Source organism: Pseudomonas sp. B21-036 (genome assembly GCF_024748925.1).
Taxonomy (GTDB): domain Bacteria; phylum Pseudomonadota; class Gammaproteobacteria; order Pseudomonadales; family Pseudomonadaceae; genus Aquipseudomonas; species Aquipseudomonas palmensis.
In genome coordinates, this window is record NZ_CP087178.1 from 3920490 (window position 1) to 3945016 (window position 24527).

20 protein-coding genes are annotated in these 24527 nt (G+C 66.8%); 9 read left to right on the forward strand and 11 right to left on the reverse strand.

Annotation, left to right across the window (positions count from 1 at the left end):
* The 8 genes from LOY33_RS17620 to LOY33_RS17655 all read left to right on the forward strand — a co-directional run bounded on the left by LOY33_RS17620 (position 1) and on the right by LOY33_RS17655 (position 11407).
* On the forward strand, positions 1-945 hold the full coding sequence (locus LOY33_RS17620) for a DUF58 domain-containing protein (protein ID WP_054916213.1): 945 nt from the start codon (positions 1-3) through the stop codon (positions 943-945).
* Complete coding sequence (locus tag LOY33_RS17625) at positions 942-1436, forward strand: DUF4381 domain-containing protein (RefSeq protein WP_043864624.1); 495 nt, start codon at positions 942-944, stop codon at positions 1434-1436. Before LOY33_RS17620 ends, LOY33_RS17625 begins: the two co-directional genes overlap by 4 nt.
* A complete protein-coding gene (locus LOY33_RS17630) occupies positions 1429-2505 on the forward strand; it encodes a VWA domain-containing protein (RefSeq protein WP_054916214.1) in 1077 nt (358 codons plus the stop codon). Before LOY33_RS17625 ends, LOY33_RS17630 begins: the two co-directional genes overlap by 8 nt.
* On the forward strand, positions 2502-4220 hold the full coding sequence (locus LOY33_RS17635; RefSeq protein ID WP_258659455.1) for a VWA domain-containing protein: 1719 nt from the start codon (positions 2502-2504) through the stop codon (positions 4218-4220). The genes LOY33_RS17630 and LOY33_RS17635 overlap by 4 nt, the downstream gene beginning before the upstream one ends.
* Positions 4217-5839, forward strand: coding sequence for a BatD family protein (locus tag LOY33_RS17640; protein ID WP_258659456.1), 1623 nt, complete (start codon positions 4217-4219; stop codon positions 5837-5839). Before LOY33_RS17635 ends, LOY33_RS17640 begins: the two co-directional genes overlap by 4 nt.
* Positions 5840-5931: 92 nt before the next feature.
* On the forward strand, positions 5932-7173 hold the full coding sequence (locus LOY33_RS17645) for an exonuclease SbcCD subunit D C-terminal domain-containing protein (RefSeq protein ID WP_258659457.1): 1242 nt from the start codon (positions 5932-5934) through the stop codon (positions 7171-7173).
* Positions 7170-10817: an AAA family ATPase gene (locus tag LOY33_RS17650; protein WP_258659458.1), complete on the forward strand. Its 3648-nt coding sequence runs from the start codon at positions 7170-7172 to the stop codon at positions 10815-10817. Before LOY33_RS17645 ends, LOY33_RS17650 begins: the two co-directional genes overlap by 4 nt.
* On the forward strand, positions 10814-11407 hold the full coding sequence (locus LOY33_RS17655) for a glutathione S-transferase (RefSeq protein ID WP_078479575.1): 594 nt from the start codon (positions 10814-10816) through the stop codon (positions 11405-11407). Before LOY33_RS17650 ends, LOY33_RS17655 begins: the two co-directional genes overlap by 4 nt.
* Before the next feature lie 48 nt (positions 11408-11455).
* Here the strand turns inward: LOY33_RS17655 and LOY33_RS17660 are convergent, their stop codons facing one another.
* The 11 genes from LOY33_RS17660 to LOY33_RS17710 form a co-directional block, all read right to left on the reverse strand.
* Complete coding sequence (locus LOY33_RS17660; RefSeq protein ID WP_043864631.1) at positions 11456-11635, reverse strand: hypothetical protein; 180 nt, start codon at positions 11633-11635, stop codon at positions 11456-11458.
* Positions 11636-11756: 121 nt separating this feature from the next.
* Positions 11757-12875, reverse strand: coding sequence for a lactonase family protein (locus tag LOY33_RS17665; RefSeq protein ID WP_258659459.1), 1119 nt, complete (start codon positions 12873-12875; stop codon positions 11757-11759).
* A complete protein-coding gene (locus LOY33_RS17670; protein WP_058541348.1) occupies positions 12841-13131 on the reverse strand; it encodes a DUF5629 family protein in 291 nt (96 codons plus the stop codon). Before LOY33_RS17670 ends, LOY33_RS17665 begins: the two co-directional genes overlap by 35 nt.
* Before the next feature lie 132 nt (positions 13132-13263).
* The gene (locus tag LOY33_RS17675; RefSeq protein ID WP_043864634.1) at positions 13264-15660 is read right to left on the reverse strand and encodes an RND family transporter; all 2397 of its coding nucleotides are present in this window, start codon (positions 15658-15660) and stop codon (positions 13264-13266) included.
* On the reverse strand, positions 15657-16664 hold the full coding sequence (locus tag LOY33_RS17680; RefSeq protein WP_229590342.1) for a YCF48-related protein: 1008 nt from the start codon (positions 16662-16664) through the stop codon (positions 15657-15659). Before LOY33_RS17680 ends, LOY33_RS17675 begins: the two co-directional genes overlap by 4 nt.
* A 241-nt stretch (positions 16665-16905) precedes the next feature.
* Positions 16906-19563, reverse strand: coding sequence for an aminopeptidase N (gene pepN, locus LOY33_RS17685; RefSeq protein ID WP_054916680.1), 2658 nt, complete (start codon positions 19561-19563; stop codon positions 16906-16908).
* Positions 19564-19575: 12 nt separating this feature from the next.
* Positions 19576-20406 carry a DUF2797 domain-containing protein gene (locus tag LOY33_RS17690; RefSeq protein ID WP_043864637.1) on the reverse strand — a complete coding sequence of 277 codons (831 nt, stop codon included), beginning with the start codon at positions 20404-20406 and terminating at the stop codon, positions 19576-19578.
* Entirely contained in the window at positions 20403-20663 is a 261-nt protein-coding gene (locus tag LOY33_RS17695) for a YeaC family protein (protein WP_054916681.1), read from the reverse strand. The genes LOY33_RS17690 and LOY33_RS17695 overlap by 4 nt, the downstream gene beginning before the upstream one ends.
* Before the next feature lie 14 nt (positions 20664-20677).
* On the reverse strand, positions 20678-21550 hold the full coding sequence (locus LOY33_RS17700) for a rhomboid family intramembrane serine protease (protein ID WP_100633146.1): 873 nt from the start codon (positions 21548-21550) through the stop codon (positions 20678-20680).
* The gene (locus tag LOY33_RS17705; RefSeq protein ID WP_173925093.1) at positions 21547-22521 is read right to left on the reverse strand and encodes a metallophosphoesterase; all 975 of its coding nucleotides are present in this window, start codon (positions 22519-22521) and stop codon (positions 21547-21549) included. Before LOY33_RS17705 ends, LOY33_RS17700 begins: the two co-directional genes overlap by 4 nt.
* Positions 22518-23408 carry an NAD(+) kinase gene (locus LOY33_RS17710; RefSeq protein WP_043864641.1) on the reverse strand — a complete coding sequence of 297 codons (891 nt, stop codon included), beginning with the start codon at positions 23406-23408 and terminating at the stop codon, positions 22518-22520. The genes LOY33_RS17705 and LOY33_RS17710 overlap by 4 nt, the downstream gene beginning before the upstream one ends.
* Positions 23409-23542: 134 nt before the next feature.
* On the opposite strand from LOY33_RS17710, the gene LOY33_RS17715 reads away from it, so the two are divergent.
* Positions 23543-24487, forward strand: coding sequence for a DUF1853 family protein (locus tag LOY33_RS17715; RefSeq protein ID WP_043864665.1), 945 nt, complete (start codon positions 23543-23545; stop codon positions 24485-24487).
* The last annotated feature ends 40 nt before the right edge of the window (positions 24488-24527 follow it).

Here is a 24527-nt window from a genome sequence, read left to right on the forward strand (position 1 = left end):
ATGCCTCTTTCAGCGCAGGCCGAGCCCGGCATCCGCATCGGCCTTTCCGAGCTGATCGAGATGCGTCATCGCGTGCGCGAGGTGCAGCTGTTCTCCGCCCCTGGGCAACGCAGCCCGCTGGTGGGCCTGCATCACTCGCGCCTGCGCGGGCGCGGCGTGGACTTCGACCAGGTGCGCGTTTACCAGGCCGGCGACGATGTGCGCAACATCGACTGGCGAGTCACCGCCCGCACCCAGGAACCCCACACCAAGCTGTTCCACGAAGAGCGCGAGCGGCCTATCTTCATTTTGGTCGAACAGAGCCGACGCCTGTTCTTCGGCTCCGGGCTGATGTTCAAGTCGGTACTTGCCGCCCAGGCCGCCGCCCTGATCGGCTGGGCCGCGCTGGGCCACAACGACCGCATCGGCGGCCTGGTGTTCGGCGATAACGAGCACTATGAAATCAAGCCACGGCGCAGCAAGCAGAGCCTGCTGCAACTGCTCAACCGCCTGGCGCGGGTCAACCAGTCGCTGCACACCGAGGCCCAGCCCCAGGGCGACAACCTCAACATCGCCCTGCGCCGCGCCCGCGAAGTGCTGCGCCCGGGCAGCCTGGCCATCGTGATCTGCGACGAACGCGCGCTCACCCCCGGGGTGGAGCAACAGATGAGCCTGCTGGCGCGCCACTGCGACCTGCTGCTGCTGCCGGTGTCCGACCCACTCGACCACGCCCTGCCCGCCGCCGGCTTGTTGCGCTTTGCCCAGCGCGGCGCACAGCTGGAGCTCGATACCCTGGATGCCAACCTGCGCAAGAGCTATCGCCAGCAGAGCGAGGCACGCATCGAACGCTGGGAACTGCTGGCCCAGAAACTGCGCGTGGTGCTGATGCCCTTGAGCACCCAGAGCGAAATGATCGAGCAACTGCGCGAATACCTCGACCCGCAACGCTCGGGTAAAAGCCGATGAACCCACTGGACGCACTGCAACCGCTGATCGCCCCCGCCCCCATCGGCGCGTGGCCGCCCGCGCCGGGCTGGTGGGTGCTGCTGGCATTGCTGCCCGTGCTCGCCTGGGGCCTGTGGCGGCTGCGTCACTGGCGCCCGCGCAAGGCCCCGCTGCCACGCGCCGAACAACCGCTGGAACCGATCCGCATCGCCGCCCTGGCAGAGCTGGCGGCGCTGCCCAAGCCCTACGACGGCGCACCGGCCGGTGCCTGGCTGCAGCAGATCAACGCCCTGCTCAAACGCCTGTGCCGCAACCACTACCCCGACAGCCACAGTCACACCCTCAACGGGCGCAAGTGGTTGGCGTTTCTCGACAACCGCTGCCCGGCCGCCGGCCTGACCCGCTGGATGGTACTGGTGGAAGGCGCCTACAAGCCCGAGTGCCGGCTTGACGACAAGGCCATCGCCGGGCTCAACCAGGCGGTCGACACCTGGATTCGCAAACATGTTTGAACTGGCCTGGCCGTGGGTCTTCGCGCTGTTGCCGCTGCCGTGGCTGGCCCGTCTGCTGCTGCCGGCCGCCGACAGCGGCGAACCGGTGCTCAAGGTGAGCTTTCTGGACGAACTCGAAGGCCTGGCCGGGCGTCGCGCGCGGCTCAACCTGCCGACCTGGCGCCAGCAGGCGCCGTTCGTGCTGGTGTGGCTGCTGTTGCTGTGCGCCGCCGCGCGCCCGCAATGGCTGGGCGAGCCGCTGCCGGTGGCCGCCAGTGGGCGCGACCTGCTGGTGGCGGTGGATGTATCCGGCTCGATGGACTTCCCCGACATGCGCTGGGACGACGAGGACGTCAGCCGCCTGACCCTGGTCAAGCAACTGATGGGCGACTTTCTGCAAGCGCGTGAAGGCGACCGCGTGGGGCTCATCCTGTTCGGCAGCCAGGCCTACCTGCAGGCCCCGCTGACGTTCGACCGACGCACCGTGCGCAGCTTTCTCGACGAGGCGCAGATCGGTATCGCCGGCAAGAACACCGCCATTGGCGATGCCATCGGCCTGGCGGTCAAGCGCCTGCGCATGCGCCCTGCGCAAAGCCGCGTGCTGATTCTGCTGACCGATGGCGCCAACAACGGCGGGCAGATCCATCCGCTGACCGCCGCGCGCCTGGCCGCCCAGGAAAGCATCAGGATCTACACCATCGGCATCGGCGCCGACCCGGACGAAACCGGCACCGCCGGCATGCTCGGGCTCAACCCGAGCCTGGACCTGGACGAAGCCTCGCTCAGGGAGATCGCCGAGGTCACCCACGGCGCCTACTTCCGCGCCCGCGACGGCAACGAACTCAACGCCATCGGCCAGACCCTCGACCGCCTCGAGCCGGTAGCCCAGCAACCGACCCAGGCGCGTACCGCGCATGCCCTGTACAGCTGGCCGCTGGCCCTGGCGCTGGGCCTGAGCGTACTGCTGGTGGTGCGCGATCGCTGGCCCGACAATCTGCTGCAACGCCTGCTGCGCCGGCCGCACTTTCTGCAGCCGCACCCCGAATGGCGCGAGCGCCTCAAGCGCCTGCGCCTGCGGAGGCGTCGATGATCGAGCTCTGGCCCCAATGGTTGCGCCCGGCCTGGCTGTTGCTGCTGCCGCTGCTCGGCTGGCTGCTGTGGAAGCTGTGGCACCGGCAAAAGCGCGCCGGACGCTGGCAGATGATCCTGCCCGCGGCGTTCCATGCCGTGCTGCTGGGCGGCGGCAATGGCCGCGACAGCAAGCTGCCGTGGATCGCCCTCGGCCTGGCCTGGCTGCTGGCCGTGCTGGCCCTGGTCGGCCCCAGCTGGGAGCGCCTGGAAGAGACCCGCCAGCGCGCCGCCGACCCGCTGGTGGTCATGCTCGAACTGACCCCGCAGATGCTCGCCGACGACACCCCGCCCAACCGCCTGCAGCAGGCCAGGCGCAAGCTGCTCGACCTGCTCGAACACCGCCGCGACAGCCAGACCGCGATCATCGTGTATGCCGGCAGCGCACACACCCTGGTGCCGCTGTCCGACGACCTGGCCACCAGCCGCAACCTGCTCGACGCCCTGGACCCCGCCATCATGCCGCAACCTGGTCAGCGCGCCGACCTGGCGGTACGCAAGGCGCTGGCACTGCTGGCCCAGGGCGCGCTGGGCCAGGGGCGCCTGCTGCTGATCGGCTCCTCGCTCAGCCCGCAGGAACGTCAGGGCATCACCCAGGCACTGGGGCGTCATGGTCCCAAGCTGCTGATGCTGGGCGTGGGCACCCCCGAAGGCGCGCCGGTCAGGCAGACCAACGGCGAATACCTCAAGGACGCGGACGGGGCAATCCTGGTTCCGCGCCTGGACAGCGCCGAGCTCAAGGCCTTCATCAACAGTACCGGCGGGCGTTACCGCAAGGCGCGCATCGACGACCTCGACCTGCGCGGCCTGGGCCTGTTCGACAATCCCCAGGCGCTGCGCGCCGACGGCCAGACCCTGCAACTGGACAGCTGGGCCGACCAGGGCTACTGGCTGCTGATCCCGCTACTGCTGCTGGCCGCGTGCGCTGGCCGGCGTGGCTGGCTGTTCTGCCTGCCGCTGCTGCTCGGCCTGCTGCCGCAACCGAGCTACGCCTTCACCTTCAACGACCTGTGGCTGCGTCCCGACCAGCAGGGCCAGCGCCTGCTCGAACAGCAGCGTCCGGCCGAGGCCGCCCGCCACTTCGAAGACCCGCAATGGAAAGGCATGGCGCTGTACCAGGCTGGCGACTATGCTGGCGCCGCCCGTGAATTCGCACGGGCCAGCAGCGCCAGTGCCCATTACAATCGCGGCAATGCCCTGGCCCGCAGCGGCGAACTGGAGGCGGCCGTGGATGCCTGGGAGCAGGCCCTGGAGCTGGAGCCCGAGCTGGAAGCGGCCCAGGCCAACAAGGACCTGGTAGAGCAAATGCTGCGCCGCCAGCCCGAACAGCCCCAGCAACCGCCGGCCACCGAAGACCCGCCTCAGGGCCGGCCCGACCTGCCGACCGATTCGGCCAGCAACGGCCAGCAATCGAACAGCAGCGACAGCAGCCAGGGCGATGCCAAGGCCGGCGCCGGCGAAGACACCGCCACCGCGCCAGAGCACGCGCACAACGCCAGCGAGCCGCCGGACGAAGACACCACCCGGCCACCGCAGCGCCCCGTCGACAGCAGCCTGGATGCCGAGCAGCGCCAGGCCCTGGAACAATGGCTGCGCCAGATCCCGGACAACCCGTCCGAGCTGTTGCGCCGCAAGTTCTGGTACGAACAGCAACTGCATCAGGAAAGCCCCAAATGATCCGCGTCTGCGCCCTGGTTTTCAGCTTCTTGTTCGCCCTGCAGGTGCAGGCGGCGACGCTGCTCGCCAGCGTCGACCGCAGCCGCCTGATCGCGGGCGAAACCCTGGAGCTGACCCTGGAAATCGAAGACGTGACCCAGTTCGGCAAGCCCGACCTGACCCCGCTGCAGGCCGACTTCGAAGTGCGCGACACGCGCCAGGTCAACAGCCTCAAGAGCCTCGACGGCCAGACCCAGGCCAATACCCGCTGGATCATCACCCTGCGCCCGCGCCAGAGCGGCACGGTCCAGGTGCCGGTGCTGCACCTGGGCGAGGCGCAGAGCCAGCCGGTGACGTTGCAGGTACTGCCGGCCGAGGCGTCCAGCGACATCAGCCAGGCGCCGGTGAGCATCGATGCCAGCCTGGACGCAGACAGCGTGTACGTGCAGGCCCAGGCCGTACTGACCCTGCGCATCTACCACTCGGTGTCGCTTTACGATGACAGCAGCCTCAGCCCGCTGGTGATCGCCAATGCCCGGGTCGAACCGCTGGGCGAGTCGCGCACCTATGAAAAACTGATCAACGGCGTGCGCTTTGGCGTGATCGAGATGCGCTACGCGATCTTCCCCCAGCAAAGCGGCGCACTGAGCATACCCGCCCTGACCTTCAGCGCCACCAGCGCCGACGAGCCGGCCCAGGGCGACAGCGGCGCGGCACGTGGCAAGCAAGTACGGGTCAGTTCCACGCCGCTGCCCTTGCAGGTGCTGCCGATACCGGCCGAGTACCCCGCCGACCAGCCGTGGCTGCCGGCACGCAGCCTGAGCCTTGAGGAACGCTGGAGCCCGGACCCTGCGCAGACCCCGACCCAGATCGGCGACTCGCTGACGCGCAGCGTGATCCTCAGCGCCGACGGGCTGTCCAGTGCGCAACTGCCACCGCTGCCCGCCACCGAAGTCAACGGCCTGCGCCGTTACCCGGATCAGCCGCAACTGCGTGAAGAGGTCAGCGAACGCGGGCTGGTAGGCCTGCGCGAGGAACGCGAGGCGCTGGTGCCGACCCACAGTGGCGCACTGGAACTGCCGAGCCTCGAGGTGGTGTGGTGGAACACCCGCGAACAGCACGTGGAGCGCACCAGCCTGCCGGCGCGCGGGTTGAAGATCGAAGACAATCCGGCTCTCACGGCAGACACCCCGGCCAGTGTCGTCAACATCGAGAACCGACCGCTGTGGCCGTGGCAACTGAGCACGCTGCTGCTGGCCCTGACCACCCTGCTCGGCTTCGCTATGTGGTGGCGCGCGCGCTCGCAGCCGGCGGTATTGCGTGCAGCGCAGAGCGGGCCGAGCCCGCGTACCCTGCTCGACGACCTCAAGCGTGCCTGCCAGGCCAACGACCCGCAGGCCACCCGCCAGGCGCTGGATGCCTGGGCCCGCCAGCAGCCCGAGACCCTGGCCGAGATGGCGGCGCGCTTCGTGCCGCTGTCGGATGCGCTGGACGGGCTCAACGGCGCGCTGTACAGCGAGAGCGGGCAATACTGGCAGGGCGATGAACTGTGGCGGGCGATCGGCACCATTCCCGCGGCCGAACAGGCGCAGCCGAGCGCCGCCGAGAACGGCAGCCTGCCGCCGCTCTATCCCAAATAACGCGGCGCCTGCGCAGGGGTTATCGCAGCCCCCAAAACCTGCCACCCGCGTTACCATAGCCGGCTACCGGCTCGACCTTCACGGGACTTCCAATGCGTCTGTTTCACACCTCCGACTGGCACCTGGGGCAAACCCTGCATGGCCAGGAGCGCGACTTCGAACATGCCTGCTTTCTCGACTGGCTGCTCGGCCAGCTCAAGCTGCGCCAGCCTGACGCGCTGCTGATCGCCGGCGACATCTTCGACACCGTCAACCCGCCGGTCAAAGCCCAGGAGCGCCTCTACGACTTCATCGTCCAGGCCCACGAACAGCAGCCCAGGCTGAACATCGTGATGATCGCCGGCAACCACGACTCCGGCTCGCGCATCGAATTGCCCGCACCGCTGATGCGCCGTCTCAGGACCTACGCCCTGGGTCGCGTGCACTGGCTCGACGACGGCCAGCTCGACAGCGAGCGCCTGCTGGTGCCGCTGACCAACGCCAAGGGCAAGGTGACCGCCTGGTGCCTGGCCCTGCCCTTCCTGCGCCCGGCCGAAGTTACCGGTGCGCACCTGGGTGACGACTACCTGCGCGGCATCGGCCAGGTGCACGAATGGCTGATCGAGGCCGCCCTCAAGCAACGCAAGCCTGGCCAGGCGCTGATCGCCGTGAGCCACGCACACATGGCCGGCGGCTCGGTATCGGAAGACTCCGAGCGCAGCCTGATCATCGGCAATGCCGAGGCCCTGCCCGCCAGCCTGTTCAGCAGCCAGATCAGCTACGTTGCCCTGGGCCACCTGCACAAGCCGCAGAAGGTCAACCGCGAAGACCGCATCCGCTACAGCGGCTCGCCGATTCCGCTGTCGTTCTCCGAAATCGGCTATCAGCACCAGATCCTCGAAGTCGAACTCGACGGCGCCACCCTGACCAGTGTCGAACCACGCCTGATACCGCGTGCCGTGCCCCTGCAACGCCTGGGCCCGGCGCCGCTGGTGGAGATTCTCGAACAACTCGGGCAACTGCCCCAGGTCGACCTGCTCGACGACCCGCAGCGCCAGCCCTGGCTGGAGGTGCGGGTGCGCCTGGACGAACCGCAGCCCGACCTGCGCCAGCAGCTCGAAGCCTGCCTGCAAGGCAAGGCCGTGCGCCTGGTACGCATCGCCGCCGAATACGCCGGCACCGGCGCCAGCGACGGCGAGGATGACACCCGCCTGATCGAGCTGGGCCAGCTCAGCCCCCACGACCTGTTCAGCCGTGCCTGGGAACAGGCCTACGGCACCAGCGTCGACGAACAGACCCTGGCCGACTTCGCCCTGCTGTTGCAGGACGTGCAGCAGGAGGAGGAACAGCCATGAAGATTCTTGCCATTCGCCTGAAGAACCTCGCCTCCCTGGCCGGCCCGTTCGAGATCGACTTCACCTGCGAGCCGCTGGCCAGCGCCGGCCTGTTCGCCATCACCGGGCCGACCGGGGCCGGCAAGAGCACCCTGCTCGACGCCTTGTGCCTGGCGCTGTTCGGCGCGGTGCCGCGGCTGAACAACATCGGCCGCGAGACCAAGCTGCCCGAGGTCGACAGCGAAATACTCACCAGCGACCCGCGCACCCTGCTGCGCCGCGGCACCGGCAGCGGCTTTGCCGAAGTCGACTTCGTCGGCATCGACGGGCGCCATTACCGCGCCCGCTGGGAAGCCAACCGCGCCCGTGACAAACCCACCGGCAAGTTGCAGGGCAGCCGCCAGAGCCTGCACGACCTGGACAGCAACCAGTTGCTGAGCAACCAGAGCAAGCGCGAATACGAGCAGATGATCGAGGCCCGCCTGGGCCTGAACTTCGAACAGTTCACCCGCGCCGTGATGCTGGCGCAGAGCGAATTCAGCGCGTTCCTCAAAGCCGACGACAAGGAACGCAGCGAACTGCTCGAAAAGCTCACCAACACCGCCATCTACAGCCAGCTGGGCCGGCGCGCCTACAGCAAGAGCAAGGAGGCCGAAGAGGCGCACAAGGCGCTCACCGACCAGGCCCAGGGCGTGATGCCGATGGCCGAGGAGGCACGCGCCGAGCTCGACCAGCGCCTCGCCGAGGCGCAGCGCCAGCTCAAGGCCGAACAGGCCCGCCTGCGCCTGCTCGAACAGCAGCGCAGCTGGTTCGCCGAACTCAAGCAGTTGCAGGACCAGCAGGCCGCCGCCAGCGAGCAGTTGCACAGCGCGCAGCAACAGTGGACGCAGTTGCAGGGCGAACGCCTGAACCTGAGCCGCCTCGAACAACTCGCCCCGCAGCGCCATCAGTTCGCCCGCCAGCGGGAGCTGGCCAGCCAGCTCAGCCCACTGGCAGCGAGCATCCAGCAGCAACGCCAGCAGCAGGCCGCGTTGCAGCAACGCCTGCAGCAGCTTGAACAGGCGCAGCAAGCCGCCGGTGAGCACCTGGCCACGGCCCTGGCCCGGCAGACCGAGTGCGCGCCGCTGCTGCGCCAGGCCTTCGCCGAGCAGCAGACGCTGGCGCGCCTGGAGCAGGAGCTTGACCAGCGCAACGTTCAATGCCAGCACGCCGAACAAGCCAGTCGCCAAGGCCAGCAGCAGATCCAGGCGCTGATCGAGCGCCAGCAGCTCACCCACCAGCGCCTGGCCCAGGTCGACGAGCAGTTGAGCCAGAGCGCTCACCTGGCCAGCATCGGTGATGCCTGGAACGCCTACCGCGCCCAGTTGCAGCAACTGATGCTGGTCGGCAACCGCCTCAGCCAGGGCCGCGAGGAGCTGCCCGGCCTGCAGCAGCGCGCCGATGAGTGCGCACGCCAGTTGCAGGCACACCGTGAAAGCCTGGCCCTGCTCTACCACGAGGCCGGCGCCGAGCCCGAGGCGCTGGCCGAACAGATCGACCTGCTCGGCACCCTGCTGCAGGACAACCGCAAGCAGCAGCGCGCCGTCGAAGAGCTGTCCCGCCTGTGGGCCAGCCAGCAGGAGCTGACGCAACGCGCCCAGGCCCTGCGCGAGCGCCAGCAGGCGGCCCAGCAACAGCGTGAAGGCCTGATCGCCGAAGGCCTGCAGGGCAAGACCGAGCTGACCGCCGCCGAACAGGCCCTGCAGGTCACCCGCCAGGTGCTCGAACGTCAGCGCCTGGCCCGCAGCGCCAGCGTCGAGGAACTGCGCGCGCAGTTGCAGGACGACCAGCCCTGCCCGGTGTGTGGCAGCCAGGAGCACCCCTATCACCAGCCCGAAGCCCTGCTGCAAAGCCTCGGCCGGCACGACCAGACTGAAGAGGCCGGCGCCCTGCAGGCGGTGGAGGCGCTCAAGCTCAAGCTCGACGAACTGCGCAGCACCCTGGGCGGCGTGAATGGCCAGATCAAGGAGTACCTGCACCAGCAGGAACAACTGGCCCTCCAGCAGCAGGCACTGGCTCCTGGCCTGGAGGCGCACGCGCTGTATGCGCAACTCTCGGCACAGGATGTGGGCGAGCGCTCGGCCTGGCTGGAGCATCAGCTACGCCGCCTGAACGACGACATCGCCCGCGACGAGCAACGCCTCGCTACCCTGCTGACCCTGCAGAAAGACGCCGCCCGTGTGCAGCAGCAGGTGCAGGCGAGCGTCGAGGCAAACCAGCAGGCCGCGCAGCACCTGAGCCAGCAACAGCATGCGCTGCAGGCCGACGACGAACACCTGGAGCAGGCGCTGGCCGGCTTCGCCACGCTGCTGCCAGGCGACATTCTCGATGCCTTGCGCCGGGAGCCCGCCGCGACCTTCCTGCAACTGGACCAGCAACTGGCCCAGCGCCTGGAGCTGCTGGGCCGGCAAAAGGACGAGCAGCAGGAGCACGCCGAGCGTCAGCAGCAGCTTGAAAAGACCCAGGTGCAGCAACAGGCGCTCGAACTCAGCCATCAGGCCGTGCAGCAACAGGTCGATGCCCTGCGCACCCAGCAGCAACAGGCCCGCGACGCCCTGACCGCGCTGATTGGCGAGCATGCCGGTGCCGAGCATTGGCAGCAGCACCTGGAACAGCAGGTCGAGGCAGCGCGCAGCGCGCAGGCAACGACCGGCCAGCAGTTGCAGCAGGCCCAGGCCCAGGCCATCGAGCGGGCTGCCGAACTCAAGGCAGACGAACAGCGTCTGGGCGCCCTGGAGCAGGAAAGCCAGCAGCTCGACCACGCCATCGGGCAATGGCGCCAGGGTCACCCGGAACTCGACGATGCCGGGCTGGACCAGCTGCTGGCGGTGGATGACGAGCAGGTCAGTCAACTGCGCCAGCGCCTGCAACAGACAGAAAAGGCCATCGAGCAGGCCGGCGTGCTCGTCGCAGAGCGCGAACAGCGCCTGCAGCAGCATCAGGCCCAGGCCAGCGGCGAGGTACCCGCCGAGCATCTGGAGCAGGCGCTGAGCGAGCTGCAGCAACACCTGGTGATCAGCGAACAGCAGTGCGCCGAACTGCGCGCCGAGCAGGCCGACGACCAGCGCCGGCAACTGGCCAACCAGGCCCTGGCCGAGCGCATCGCCCAGGCCTATGCCCAGTGGCAGCGCTGGGCACGCCTGAACGCGCTGATCGGCTCGGCCACCGGCGACGTGTTCCGCAAGATCGCCCAGGGCTACAACCTCGATCTGTTGGTGCACCACGCCAATGCCCAGTTGCGCCAGCTGGCGCGGCGCTACCGGCTCAAGCGTGGCGGCAGCGCGCTGGGGCTGCTGGTACTGGATACCGAGATGGGCGACGAACTGCGTTCGGTGCACTCGCTGTCCGGCGGCGAGACCTTCCTGGTGTCGCTGGCACTGGCGCTGGGCCTGGCCTCGATGGCCTCGAGCACCTTGCGCATCGAGTCGCTGTTCATCGACGAAGGCTTCGGCAGCCTCGACCCGGAGTCGCTGCAACTGGCCATGGACGCGCTGGACGGCCTGCAGGCCCAGGGCCGCAAGGTGGCGGTGATCTCCCACGTGCAGGAAATGCATGAGCGGATCCCGGTGCAGATCCAGGTGCGGCGCCAGGGCAATGGGTTGAGCACGGTGGAGGTCAGCGGATGATCCTGTATTCGTTCCGCCGCTGCCCCTACGCGATGCGTGCGCGCATGGCCTTGCGCTACGCCGGTTGCCCGGTGCAGATCTGCGAAGTGAGCCTGAAGGCCAAGCCGGCCGACATGCTGGCGCTGTCGCCCAAGGGCACGGTGCCGGTGTTGAGCGTGGACGGTGAGGTGCTGGAGGAAAGCCTGCAGATCATGCACTGGGCGCTGGCCCGGCATGATCCGCAAAACTGGGCGCTGCGGGACGACCCGAACGCAGCGCAGCAGGCCACGCAACTGATCGAGCGCAATGACACGCTGTTCAAGCAGCAGCTCAATCACTACAAGTATGCCGAGCGTTACCCGGAGCAGTCGCGCGAGACGTATCGTGCGCAGGCCGAGGCGTTACTGCTGGACCTGGAACAGCGCCTCGAGCGGCAGGCCTACCTGGTGGCGGCGCACCCGAGCATTGCGGACGTGGCGTTGATGCCATTTGTTCGCCAGTTTGCCGGGGTCGAGCCTGACTGGTTTGCCACAGCGCCCTACCCGCGCTTGCGCGTGTGGTTGCAGGGGTGGCTGGAGTCGGCGCTGTTCAAGGCGATCATGGCACGCTGACCAGCGAAGGGGCCGGTACTGACGCTACAAGGCCAGCACCGGAAACGATCAGTGCTGGACCTTGTGATCCAGCGCCGCATAGAAATTCGCGCTTTGCTGCAGGTACTTCTGGGTGTAGCTCGGGGTGGAGGATTTTTTCTCGCGGATCTCGACCTGAGCGCCGGCAGGCAGCACCACGGAGGCAGAAATGGCCGAAGCCGCGATAACCGAAAAAAGATTGAAGTTCATGGCAATGCCCTCGAAAGCGTCAGGTTGAAGTGGCCGGTTGGGCCGTGGTTCAAACCTACGCCGCTGCCGGCGCACTGAAAAATTCATTGCGCCAGTAGCGAATATCAAGGCGATTGATAGTTCAGTCGACGAACTTGAGGTCCGAAGGCGATTGCAGTGCCAGCGTCTGCACCACCTCGCCCAGCAGGCCGGTCTGCGCATCGCGCCGGATCACCACGATCTGGTTGCTCTGCTGGTTGCCGACCAGCACGTAGCCCCCGGTCGGGTCCAGGGTGAACTCGCGCGGGTGATCACCCTCCACCGAACGGCGCTGCACCTGGCGCAGGCTGCCATCCTGACGGTCGATGGCGAACACGATCAGTTCGTTGCGGGTGCCGCGGTTGCTCACGTACACGAAGCGCCCGTCGGCGGACACATGCACCGCGCTGGCCGCCTTGGCCGCGGCATCGGCCTGTTCGGTCAACGGCAGGATCTGGCGCTGGCTCAGCGTGCCGTCGTGGTAGTCGAACACCACCAGCTGTGCACTCATTTCCAGGGTCAGGTAGGCATGCTTGCCGTTTGGACCGAACGCCAGGTGACGCGGCCCGCTGCCCGGCGGCAGGACGACCGGGGTTGCCGCGCCCAGTGGCCGGGTCGGGGTCTGGGGCTGGTAGCGGTAGCCGATCACCTGGTCGGCGCCAAGGTCGCTGGCAAACAGGTATCGCCCGTCCGGGGACGGCACCACCGAATGCACATGCGGCCCGGCCTGGCGCTCGGGGTTCACCCCGCTGGCCACATGGCGCATCTGCTGCACCGACGCCGACAAACGGCCATCGGCGGCAACCGGCAACACGCTGAGGCTGCCGCCCGGCTCAGGCTTGACGCCGTAGTTGGCCACGAACAGATAACGCCCATCCAGGCTCAGGCTCGAGTGGGTCGGTTCGTCACCGTCGCTGGACACCTGGCTCGACAGGCTCAGTTCACCGCTGTCATGCGCCCGGGCAAAGCTGCTGACCTGGCCCTGGCCGTCACCGTTCTCGTTCACCGCGAACACGTTGCGCCGGTCCGGCGACAGCGTCAGCCAGGACGGGTTGCTGCTTCTGAGCACTTGCAGGGGCGTGGGGTCGAGCTGGCCGCGCTGGCTGTCGAAGCGGTAGCGGTAGATCCCGTCATGGGTGCCCACCAGCAGTTCATGGCCGTGGGCGTTGAGCGTCAGCGCCATGGCACTAGCGGTCAGCAGGGACATCAGCTGGCGTTTCATCGTCGTCCTCTTCAGAAGCGCGCAAGGCACTCATGCAGACTAGTTGATGCTCGCCCGTGTCGTCGCTGAGCTGCCAGTGCTCGCCGGCAAGCGTCGCGTTGCCGATCTGCTCGGGGCTGAACTGCCATTTCTTCAACGCACGGCCGTCCATCAATTCGATGCGCAGGCCCGTATCGTCGAAGGTGAAGTCGAATGCGTGCAGGCCATCGATCAACAGCATGTCGCAGGATTCAAGGGCTTGGGCAAGGGTGGTCATGGGGGGGTATCCCTGATTAAACACGCATGATACCCCAACCTTAAAAGCATCGCGGGTCAAGCCCGCTCCCACAAGGACCGCGGTAGCCATTGTGGGAGCGGGCTTGACCCGCGATGAAAACGACGCAGTGTGTCAGTGCGCGAAAATCGACTTGCTCTGGGTGCCCGCCATCTTCTCCGGCTTGATCAGGAAGCGTGCCAGCGCCGGCAACAGCCACAGCGCGCCGAACATGTTCCACAGCAGCATGAAGGTCAGCATCAGGCCCATGTCGGCCTGGAACTTGATGGCCGAGAAGATCCAGGTGCACACCCCGATCGCCAGGCACAACCCGGTGAACAGCACCGCCTTGCCGGTGGAGCGCAGCGTCTGGTAGTAGGCCTCCTGCAACGGCAGGCCGGCGCGCAGGAAGCTCTCCAGGCGGCTGTAGATGTAGATCCCGTAGTCCACGCCGATGCCCACGCCCAGCGCCACCACCGGCAACGTCGCGACCTTGACGCCGATGCCCATGAACGCCATCAGCGCGTTGCCCAGCACCGAGGTCAGCACCAGCGGCAGCACGATGCACAGGGTGGCAGCAAACGAGCGGAAGGTGATCATGCACATCACCGCCACGCACAGGTACACCAGGATCAGGATGGTCAGCTCGGCCGACCGGATCACCTCGTTGGTGGCCGCCTCGATCCCCGCGTTGCCCGCCGCCAGCAGGAACTCCAGGCCCTCCTGGTCATGCTCGGCAGCGAACGCCTTGACCGCATCCACCACGCGGTCGAGGGTCTCGGCCTTGTGGTCGTTGAGGAACACCAGCACCGGCGCCAGCGAACAGTCGGCGTTGTACAGGCCCTCGGCACGCGACACCGAGGTGTTGAGGATGTCCGGGTTGCGCGACAGGCTCTCCCATTTCAGGTTGCCCTCGTTCATGCCCTTGATCATCTGCTTGGACACGGTCACCAGCGAGATCGCCGACTGCACCCCGGGGGTGTTCTCCATCTTCCACATCAGCTCGTCGACCGGCGCCATGGTCTTGTACACCGAGCAGCCTTCGGTCGGGGTCTTGACCATCACCACCAGCACGTCGGAGCTGGTGGAGTAGTTGTCGATGATGAAGGCGTTGTCCTTGTTGTAGCGCGAATCCGGACGCAGCTCCGGCGCACCCTGGTCGAGGTCGCCGATCTTCAGGTTCTGGCTGTACCACAGGCCGCCACCGAACATCGCCAGCGCCAGCAGCACCGACACCGGCGCCACCTTGGGGCTGGCGAAGCTGGACAGCAGGCGCCAGAACGGATGCTCGCGGGTCGCATCCTTCTTGCTGCGTTCGATGGCCTTCTTGCTGATGCCCACATAGGAGATCGCCACCGGCAGCAGGATCAGGTTGGTGAACACGATCACCGCCACGCCGATCGAGGCACCGATGGCCAGTTCACGGATGACCCCGATGTCGATGATCAGCAAGGTGATGAAGCCCACCGCATCGGCCAGGATGGCGATCATGCCCGGCAGGAACAGCTGGCGGAAGGTACGCCGCGCCGCAGTCAGCGCGTTCTCGGCCTCGCTGGACTGCAAGGCGATGCCGTTGATCTTCTGCACCCCGTGGGAGATGCCGATGGCAAAGATCAGGAACGGCACCAGCATCGAATACGGGTCGAGCCCGAAGCCCACCGCGTGCATCAGCCCCAGTTGCCACACCACCGCCACCAGGGTGGTGATGAGCACGGCAATGGTGCTGCGGATGCACCAGGTGAACCAGTACAGCAGCACCCAGGTGATCACCAGGGCGATGCCGAAGAACATCACCACCATCATCAGGCCGTCGATCAGGTCGCCGACCTTCTTGGCAAAGCCCACGATGTGGATCTTGACGTTGGGGTTCTGCGCCTCGAACTTGTTGCGGATCAGGTCTTCGAGCTGGTGCGAGAACGCCTGGTAGTCGAGCTTGATCTGGCGCCCCGGGTCGTTGGGGTCGGGGTAGGATTCGAGCAGCGGCACATCGACGATGCTCGACTTGAAGTTGTTGGCCACCAGCCGGCCGACCTGACCGGACTTGAGCACGTTGTTGCGCAGTTGCTCCAGGCTGTCGGGCGAACCGTCGTAGGTCTGCGGGATCACCTCGCCACCGGCGAAGCCCTCCTCGGTCACCTCGGTCCAGCGCACGCTGGGGCTCCACAGCGACTTGAGCGCCGAACGATCGACGCCAGGAATGTAGAACACCTCGTCGTGGATCTGGCGCAGGGTCTCCATGTACGCCTTGCTGAAGATGTCACCGTCCTTGGCCTCCACCGAGATCCGCACGGTATTGCCCAGGTTGGCCAGGTCGTTGCGGTGCTCGATCATGTTCTGGATGAACGGATGCTCCAGCGGAATCATCTTCTCGAAGCTGGTGGACGGGCGAATCAGCATGGCCTGCCAGAACAGGAACAGGCTCACCAGCACACAGATGCCGATCACCGCCGGGCGGTTGTTGAATATCAGGCGCTCGAGCAGGCTCGCCTTGTCCTGGTTGTGCTGCATGTTGAACGACTCCTGACTGCTCATGGTTGCGCCCTCGCGGCGCCGGTGGCGGTAGCCAGGCGTGCCCCGCCCTGGCCGACCAGGATCAGCTGCCCATCGGCCTGGCCGCTCACGCCCGAAAGGGCGATACGGTCGGGCCGGTTGAACACGCTGAAGCTCTGGCCGTCATCGGTGCTGCGCAACACGCTGCCGCCGTTGCCCACCAGCACCAGGCTGCCGTCTTCGAGTAGCGTAGCGCTTGCCAGGCCGAATTCGAGCGCACCGCGCTCGCCCTGGAGCGCGATGGCCTGCCAGGTGCTGCCGAAATCGCTGGAGCGGTACAGGTTGCCGCGCAGGCCGTAGACCAGCAGGGTATCGGCGCGGGCGGTACCGATGGCTCCGAACAGCGAGCCCTCGTAGGGGCCGTCGAGGTGTTCCCAGGTCTGCCCGGCATCGCGGGAGCGGAACATGCTGCCCTGCTCGCCCACGATGAACAGGCCCGCGTCCTTCACGGCAGCGATGCCATTGAGGTGGTACTGATCGGGGTTGTCGAGGCGCTCTGCGACGTCCTGCCAGTGCGCGCCGCCGTCGGTGGTTTCGAACAGGCTGCCATAGGCCCCCACGGCCAGCCCGTGCCGGGTGTCCTGGAACCAGACATCCAGCAGCGGGGATTCGCGGGACGGGTCTTCGAACTGTTTGCTCCAGGTGGCGCCGCCGTCGCTGCTGGCGAGGATCTGCGCATCATGGCCCACCGCCCAGCCGTGCTTGGCATCGGCGAAGTACACGGCAGTGAGCAGTTGGCGGCTGGGGACGCGGGCCTGGGTCCAGCTCTGGCCCTGGTCGTCGGAGAAGAGGATATGCCCGCGTTCGCCCACCGCCACCAGGCGCGGCCCGGCCTTGGCGATGTCGATCAGCAGGCTGTGGGAGGCCTTGTTCGAGGTCTGTGAATACACCGTCTGCGGTGTCGGGCCGTCATCGGCAGCCCCGGCGGTTGCGGCGAACAGCCCCAGGCCCAGGCTCAGCAAGACGCTGGCCGTGAATACATTCATAGTCCTCTCCCACATTATTGTTATTCGGTGCTACTGGCGGGGCTGGAAGCGGCAATCTAGAGCCCCGCGAATGCTGGCCTCAAGCTAGCAGGCTTTGGAAATGGATGACAACGTACAACGCGTTATGTTTTGTTAAGCGCGGCCTCTGGGTCGTGGATGTCGCGTTGTCCGCCCGCACCTTCATCATAAAAAAGGGGGCTGCCCCGAAAAGGCCAGCCCCCTGTTCAACCTGCCCTCAACCTCAGGCCAGGCTCTTGCTCACCACCTCGAACACATCGCTGGACAGCCCGCCCGAGCCGCGGATGCGCTCCAGCTCGGCCTTCATCAGCGCCTGGCGCGCGGCATCGTACTTGCGCCAGCGGGTCAGCGGCGCCAGCTGGCGCGAGGCGATCTGCGGGTTGAAGCCGTTCAGTTCGATCACCAGGTCCGCCAGGAAGCGATAACCCGAGCCATCGGCCGCATGGAAGTTGACCAGGTTCTGCCCGGCGAACGCACCGATCAACGCGCGCACCTTGTTCGGGTTCTTCAGGGTGAACGCCGGGTGCTCCATCAACGCCCGCACTCGCGCCAGGCCGCCCGGCAACGGGCTGCCCGCCTGCACGCTGAACCACTGGTCCATCACCAGCGGGTTGTCCTTGAAGTGCTCGGCAAAACTTTGCAGTGCCCTGGCGCGCTCGTCCTGGAACGGCGAATTGACCAGCACGGCCAGTGCGGTCAGGCGTTCGGTCATGTTGTCGCACGCCTCGAACTGCTCGAGCGTCGCCTCCAGCACCTGCGCCCGGCCCGTGAGCATCAGGTACGACAGCGCGATGTTCTGCAGGCTGCGCCGGGCAAAGTGCTCGGCCTCGGCCACATAGGCGGTTTCGCGCGAGACCGCACGGTTGGCCTGGTAGCGCGCCCACAGCCCGTCGAACAGTTGCTCGGCCAGTTGCTGGCGGGCAAAGTCGCGGGCCGCGTGAATCGCGTCCACATCGGCCACTTCGCTGATTTCGGTGAGGTAGGCCTCACTCGGCAGCGAGAGCATTTCGGCGACCATGGCCTGGTCGAGTGCCTCGTTGGCCAGCACGCTGCCCAGGGCAGTGACCAGGCGCTGATCGAGCACCAGGGCTTCACCGCGCTGATGCTGCGCGATCAGTTCCTGCAAGACCTGAACCGACAGTTGCTGGCCGGCTTCCCAGCGATTGAAGCCATCGCTGTCGTGCTGCATCAGGAACATGAGTTGGTCGCGGTCGTACGGGAAGCTCAGCTTGACCGGCGCACTGAAGCCGCGCAGCAGCGACGGCAACGGCCTGGCGGCCACGTCGACGAAGGTGAAGGTCTGCTCGGCCTCGGTCACCGACAGCACCCGCGTGGTCGCGCCCGCCTGCGTTTCGCCTTGCAGGCGCAGGGCAATGTCGTTGCCCTGGGCATCGAGCAGGCCCAGTTCGACCGGGATCACGAACGGCTGCTTCTCGACCTTGTCCGGGGTTGCCGGGCAGCTCTGGCTGAAGGTCAGGCTGTAGGTCTGGGCAGCGGCGTCGTAAGCCTCGCTGACGTTCAGGCGCGGCGTGCCGGCCTGGCTGTACCAGCGCTTGAACTGGGTCAGGTCGACGCCGTTGGCGTCTTCCATGGCCTTGATGAAGTCGTCGCAGGTCACGGCCTGGCCGTCATGGCGTTCGAAATACAGGTCGCTGCCCTTGCGAAAGCCTTCGGCACCCAGCAGCGTGTGCACCATGCGTACCACTTCCGAGCCCTTCTCGTACACGGTCAGGGTGTAGAAGTTGGAAATCTCGATGAAGCTGTCCGGGCGCACGGCGTGGGCCATGGGGCCGGCGTCTTCGGCGAACTGGTGGGTACGCAGGTAGGCCACGTCCTCGATGCGCTTGACCGTGCGCGAGTTCATGTCGGCGCTGAACTCGGAATCGCGGAACACCGTGAAGCCTTCCTTGAGCGACAGCTGGAACCAGTCGCGGCAGGTCACGCGGTTGCCCGACCAGTTGTGGAAGTACTCGTGGGCCACCACCGCCTCGACCCGCTGGTGCGCGGCATCGGTGGCGGTCTCGGCACGCGCCAGCACGCAGCTGGAGTTGAAGATGTTGAGGCCCTTGTTCTCCATGGCGCCCATGTTGAAGTCGTTGACCGCCACGATCATGAAGATGTCCAGGTCGTATTCGCGGCCATACACCTCTTCGTCCCAGCGCATGGACTTCTTCAGGCTGACCATGGCGTGCTGGCACTTGTCGATGTTCTCCGGCTCGACATAGATGCGCAGGGTCACGTCGCGCCCCGACTGGCGGGTGAAGGTGTCTTCGACGCACCACAGGTCGCCGGCCACCAGTGCGAACAGGTAGGCCGGTTTCTTGAACGGGTCTTCCCAGGTGGCCCAGTGCCGACCGTCCTGCTGCGGCCCGCTGCCGATGGGGTTGCCGTTGGACAGCAGGACCGGGTAGCGATGCTGCTCGGCGATCACCGTGGTGGTGAAGGTGCTCATCACGTCCGGGCGGTCGAGGTAGTAGGTGATCTTGCGAAAGCCCTCGGCCTCGCACTGGGTGCAGAACATGCCGCCAGACTTGTACAGCCCCTCGAGCGCGGTGTTGGTCTCGGGGTGGATCTTCACGCTGGTGTCCAGGGTGAAGCGCTCGGCAGTGGGCTGCAGGGTCAGGTGGCTGTCGTCGAGCTGGTAGTCGTCAGCGCCCAGCGGCTGGTCGTCCAGCGCCACGCTGAGCAGTTCCAGCTGCTGGCCGTCGAGCACCAGCGCCGGCAGGCCGGCACCGCGCGCCGGGTTGCGGCGCATGACCAGCTGCGCGTGGACCAGGCTGTGGTCCTCGAACAGTTCGAAGGTCAGGTGCGTCTCGTCGATCAGGTACTCGGGTGCCTGATAGTCCTTGAGGTAGATCACTTGCGGCTGTTCGGTACGCATGTGGCGGTCCTTTTACTGATGCACGGCCAGCTGGTAGGCCGTGTACTTGCGAATATTGATCACGCCGGTATCGAAAATCAGGTACTGGCCCTTGATCCCCAGCAGGGTGCCTTCGGCGACAGGGTTCTTGTCCAGGTTGAAGCTCACGATCTTGCTCGGGTACGCCTCTACCGGGTAGCTGATTTCAATCGGCTCGACGTCGGTCAGCGGCTGGATCGCCTGCAGGCCGAAGCGGTCCTGCAGGCCCTTGAAACCTTCACTGCAGCTGTCGAACAACTGCTCGCGCACGGCCACCAGGTCGACCGCCTCGGCGTTGCCCTTGAGCAGTGCGCGCCAGTTGGTGCGGTCGGCCACCTGGCTGCGGAACAGGTCCTCGACCAGCCCGGACTGCTGCCGGGTGGCCACCCGCACGATCGGCAGGGCCTGGCTGGCGCCCTGGTCGAGCCAGCGCGTGGGCAGCTGGGTGGCGCGGGTGATGCCGACCTTGATACCCGACGAGTTGGCCAGGTACACCACGTGGTCGGTCATGCAGAACTGCTCGCCCCAGGCCGGGTCACGGCAGGTGCCGTGCTCGTAGTGGCAGCGCTCGGGGCTCATGATGCAGGTGTCGCATTGCGCCAGCCTGGTCATGCACGGGTAGCAGTAACCCTGGCTGAAGCTGGTCTTGGTCTTGCGCCCGCAGTGGGTACAGTGGATCGCGCCCAGGTATTCGAGACGCACGGTCTTGCCCAGCAGGGGGTTGACCGGCACTTCGACGTCGCCCAGGCGAAACGCGTATTGCACGACCGGCTGCTCGAGGCGCGCCGTCATCTTGCTGATGGAACCACGGCCGAGTTCGATCAATGGATCGCGTCCGACTTGAACAGGATGTTGGGCACCGGCGCGGACTTGGAGGCGCATTCCTGCGGGCCCATGTAGCCGGTACGCTGGTCTTCGGGCAGGTTCTGCATCTCCCAGGCGATCACGGCCTGCAACGACAGCTCCTTCTGCTCGGCGGTGAGCTTGCGCCCGTCGGACCATTTGCCGATTTCCACGGCCAGTTTCAGGCTGGCGTAGATCTCCGGGGTGATGTTTTCGATCATTTGCGCAAAAGTGGACATAGCGTCTCCAAAAATCAAGCTGACAGTTTACGCCGGGCCAGTGCCCCGCCCAAGAGCCCGCTGAGGCAGCCGACCAACAGCCCACCCACGTGGGCGGCGTTGGCGATCGCGCCGAAGCCGAGCAGGGTGATCAGCCCGGACAGGCACAGCAGCAGCCATACCAGCATCATCACCAGCACGCCACGTGGCATGCGATACACCGGGTTCGGCGCCAGCCACTGATACAGCCAGATGTGCCCGAGCAGGCCGTACAGCACCCCGGACAAGCCGCCGAACAGGCTGGGCCCGCCGAACACGAACTGCGCCACGTTCGACACCAGGCTGAACAGCAGGGTCAGCGACAGCAAGGCCAGGGTGCCCTGACGCAGCTCGATGCGCCGCCCCAGCTCCCAGTACCACAGGCCGTTCATGGCCAGGTGCAGGATGCCGAAGTGCACCAGCATCGGGCTGAACAAGCGCCACCACTGGCCTGCATCGAGGCTGGTCAGCAACGGGGTGAAATACAGGTAATCGCCCTGCACGCGAAAATCCAGGAAGGTCAGCCAGCTCAAGGTGGCGAAGTTGTCACCCAGGCCGGTCAGTGCCGCCACCACCACGCACAGCAGCAACACCGCTGCAGTGGCCTTGCTGGCCTTCGCCTGCGCGGCCAGGCTCGGGCGCGGTGGGGCCGGGGGCTGCGCCAGGGGCGGCAGTTGCACATCGGCATTGCCCTCCGGATAGCGCTGGTACAGCTGGCGAACATCTTCCACCAGGTAGTCGGCGGTCCACAGTACCTGCTCCTCGCCCTCCTCCGAGACCCGGTGCGGCACCTGCAGGCGCTTGAGCAGCTCGACAAAGCCGCTGAGGTCGACGCTCAGGGGCAGGCGCATCACCATTGCCGCACTCATTGACTGGCCTCCGGCCGTTCGACATCCACCCATACGAACTTGTGCGGGTCGATGCGGGTTTCATCATCCAGCCGATAGGCCACCAGCTTCCCGTAGAGCACCGCACTGTAGTCCAGGCACGCCAGGTTGGCGCGGATGGGTGCGGGCCGGCCGCTGCGCCAGTAATGGCCGACGAACAGCAGCGGCTCGTCGTCACCGTAGCGCAGCAGCGCGTTCTTCTGGCTGCGACTGAGCGGCGCATTGGCCACTTCGGCCGGCAGCGCATCGGGCTGGAACACGATATCGCCGTAGGTCTGCGGGTCTTCCTCCCAGAACTTGGTGCGAAAGAATGCGCGAGTCAGGCCGTCGCCGCCGGTCAGGGTGAGGCCGTCGGGCAGGCGCATGTCGGTGCCGCGCAGCAGCCGGTTGCACACGGTGTGGGCAAAGCTGCCGGCCACGGCCGAGGCCTGCACGAAATGCTCGTCGATGCGCCCGTCCGGATGCTGCTGGCGCAGCGGCTCGATCAGGCGCGCGTCCCAGCAGGCATGTACCACGCGAAAGCGTCCGGCATCGATGAACAGCGGCAGCTCGTAGAACCAGCCGAGGAAGTCGTGCCAGTCGTGGGGGTGGTCGGCGAACTGGGTCAGTGTCTCTTCGATCAGACGCGCATGGCGCGGGTTGTGCTCGCGCACGAACTGCTTGCCGCTGCCCGGCAGCGCCGGCGTGGTCCAGCCCAGTGCGCTGAATTCGTGGTTGCCCATGATGCAGTGGGCCTGACCGGCTTCGACCATGTCGTGCACGATGTGCAGGGCCTCGCGAATGCGCGGGCCGCGGTCGATGATGTCGCCAAGGAAGATCGCCTGACGCTGCGCATGCCGCCACACCCCGCCCTGACGCTTGTACCCCATGGCGTCGAGCAGACGCTCCAGGGTGTGGGCACAGCCGTGGACATCGCCGATCAGGTCGTAACTGCGCGCGGGATCGAGCATCAGTCGCCTCCACCACCCAGACGGCTGCCCCAGCCGAGCTTGGTCCGGCAGACCTCGTAGTAGTTGTGGTCCAGCGGGTGGATCAGGCGCAGCTTCTGCGGCTTCTTGTTCACTGTGATGGTGTCGCCGGGGGCACAGGTGAAATGGTTCTGGCCATCGCACGAGACTTGCGGGTACAGCTGCAGGTCACGCGATACCACGATCTTCAGCTCGCTGTTGCCATCGACCACGATCGGGCGTCCCGAAAGCGTGTGCGGGTACATGGGCACGATCACGATGGCGTCGAGCTTGGGGTGCATGATCGGTCCGCCGGCCGACAGCGCGTAGGCGGTCGAGCCGGTCGGTGTGGCGACGATCAGGCCGTCTGCCTTCTGGCTGCACACGAACTGGCCGTCGATGTAGATCTCGAACTCGATCATGCGGTTGGACTTGCCAGGGTGCAGCACCACGTCGTTGAGCGCGTCGCCCTGGCCGATGGCCTCGCCGTGGCGGCGGACTTCGGCCTGCAGCAGGAAGCGGTTTTCCACCAGGTAGTGGCCGTCGAGCACTTCGGCCACCTTGACCTCGAGCTCGTCGGGGCGAATGTCGGTGAGAAACCCCAGGCTGCCGCGGTTGATGCCCAGTACCGGGATGTTGTGGCGCGCCAGTGCGCGGGCGGCGCCCAGCAGGCTGCCGTCGCCGCCGACCACGATGACCATGTCGCACACCTCGCCCAGCAGCTTGCGCGAGGAGGTCTGCAGGCCGTGGCCGGGCAGCACGTCGGCGATGGTGTCCTCGAGGATCACGTGCAGGTGCCGCTCGAGCAGGAATTTTTTCAGTCGGCGAATGGTATCGAGCACCTGCGAACTGCCAAGGCGGCCGATGATACCGATATTGCGAAATTGCTCCATGGGGCTCCTGCGGGGCACTGCGGCGTTGAATGGGCCGGTTGGCCAAAGCGTTGATTATGGGCGAAAGCGCCGGGCAGCGGCAAACGCCGCAGTTTTTTGCACAAGGCGCCGGGGCGGGCGGCTATGCTCGCAGGATGATGCCCTTTACCGACCTTTGCGACCTGCCCAACCGCCTGCGCCAGCCCCCGGTGCGGGACCTGGCGTGGGTAATCCTTGCGCCCCCCATGCTCGCAGTGACGCCCTGGCCGCAACGCCACCCGTTGGCCGGCAGCGACTGGGTGGCCGCACCGGCGCTGCTGCGCGACTGGCTGCTGGCGCTGGACCACGACAGCCGTGACCTGCAGGCCTGGCTGGCGCAGGCCGCCAGCCGGCGCCTGGGGTTGTACTACGAGCGGCTGTGGCAGTTCGCGTTGCGCCATGCTCCGGGGGTGGAGCTGCTGGCGGCCAACCTGCCGATCCGCGACGGCGGGCACACCCTGGGCGAGCTGGACATCCTGCTGCGTGACCGCGACGGGGTGCATCACCTGGAGCTGGCCATCAAGCTGTACCTGGGCCCGCAGCACGGTGATGGGCGTAACCCGGCGCAGTGGCTTGGGCCGGGCTGCCATGACCGGCTGGACCGCAAGCTGGCGCACCTGAACGACCATCAACTGCCGATTTCGGCGCGGGCCGAGGGGCGCGAGGCGCTGGCGGCGCTGCACATAGACAGCTTCACGGCTCAGCTTTGGCTGGGCGGGTATCTGCTGTATCCATGGCCGGGGACGGCGCAACCTCCAGCGGGTGCGCACCCGCAACACTTGCGCGGGCGCTGGCTGCATCAGCGCGACTGGGCCCGGTTTGCGGCGCAGGCCGACCCCGGGCGCTGGCAGCCGTTGCCGCGCCAGGCATGGCTGGCGCCGGCGCGGTACACGCAGGAACAGGCCTGGGGCACGGAACAGTTCCAGGCCTGGCTGCAAGCGCTGGACCCGATGGCCCCCGCGCAGTTGCTGGTGCGGCTGGTGCCTGGGGATAGCGGGGATTGGGTAGAGGCTCAACGCTTGTTTCTGGTGGCCGATGCCTGGCCGAACCTGGCGGGTTAGCATGCACTGGCTGGGCCGGCCCCCACATGAACGTACGCCC

Excerpts from the sequence above, each read along its gene's own strand:
- LOY33_RS17620 (WP_054916213.1), top strand. The coding sequence starts at position 1 with ATGCCTCTTTCAGCGCAGGCCGAGCCCGGCATCCGCATCGGCCTTTCC.
- LOY33_RS17625 (WP_043864624.1), top strand. The coding sequence starts at position 942 with ATGAACCCACTGGACGCACTGCAACCGCTGATCGCCCCCGCCCCCATC.
- LOY33_RS17630 (WP_054916214.1), top strand. The coding sequence starts at position 1,429 with ATGTTTGAACTGGCCTGGCCGTGGGTCTTCGCGCTGTTGCCGCTGCCG.
- LOY33_RS17635 (WP_258659455.1), top strand. The coding sequence starts at position 2,502 with ATGATCGAGCTCTGGCCCCAATGGTTGCGCCCGGCCTGGCTGTTGCTG.
- LOY33_RS17640 (WP_258659456.1), top strand. The coding sequence starts at position 4,217 with ATGATCCGCGTCTGCGCCCTGGTTTTCAGCTTCTTGTTCGCCCTGCAG.
- LOY33_RS17645 (WP_258659457.1), top strand. The coding sequence starts at position 5,932 with ATGCGTCTGTTTCACACCTCCGACTGGCACCTGGGGCAAACCCTGCAT.
- LOY33_RS17650 (WP_258659458.1), top strand. The coding sequence starts at position 7,170 with ATGAAGATTCTTGCCATTCGCCTGAAGAACCTCGCCTCCCTGGCCGGC.
- LOY33_RS17655 (WP_078479575.1), top strand. The coding sequence starts at position 10,814 with ATGATCCTGTATTCGTTCCGCCGCTGCCCCTACGCGATGCGTGCGCGC.
- LOY33_RS17660 (WP_043864631.1), bottom strand. The coding sequence starts at position 11,635 with ATGAACTTCAATCTTTTTTCGGTTATCGCGGCTTCGGCCATTTCTGCC.
- LOY33_RS17665 (WP_258659459.1), bottom strand. The coding sequence starts at position 12,875 with ATGAAACGCCAGCTGATGTCCCTGCTGACCGCTAGTGCCATGGCGCTG.
- LOY33_RS17670 (WP_058541348.1), bottom strand. The coding sequence starts at position 13,131 with ATGACCACCCTTGCCCAAGCCCTTGAATCCTGCGACATGCTGTTGATC.
- LOY33_RS17675 (WP_043864634.1), bottom strand. The coding sequence starts at position 15,660 with ATGAGCAGTCAGGAGTCGTTCAACATGCAGCACAACCAGGACAAGGCG.
- LOY33_RS17680 (WP_229590342.1), bottom strand. The coding sequence starts at position 16,664 with ATGAATGTATTCACGGCCAGCGTCTTGCTGAGCCTGGGCCTGGGGCTG.
- pepN (WP_054916680.1), bottom strand. The coding sequence starts at position 19,563 with ATGCGTACCGAACAGCCGCAAGTGATCTACCTCAAGGACTATCAGGCA.
- LOY33_RS17695 (WP_054916681.1), bottom strand. The coding sequence starts at position 20,663 with ATGTCCACTTTTGCGCAAATGATCGAAAACATCACCCCGGAGATCTAC.
- LOY33_RS17700 (WP_100633146.1), bottom strand. The coding sequence starts at position 21,550 with ATGAGTGCGGCAATGGTGATGCGCCTGCCCCTGAGCGTCGACCTCAGC.
- LOY33_RS17710 (WP_043864641.1), bottom strand. The coding sequence starts at position 23,408 with ATGGAGCAATTTCGCAATATCGGTATCATCGGCCGCCTTGGCAGTTCG.
- LOY33_RS17715 (WP_043864665.1), top strand. The coding sequence starts at position 23,543 with ATGATGCCCTTTACCGACCTTTGCGACCTGCCCAACCGCCTGCGCCAG.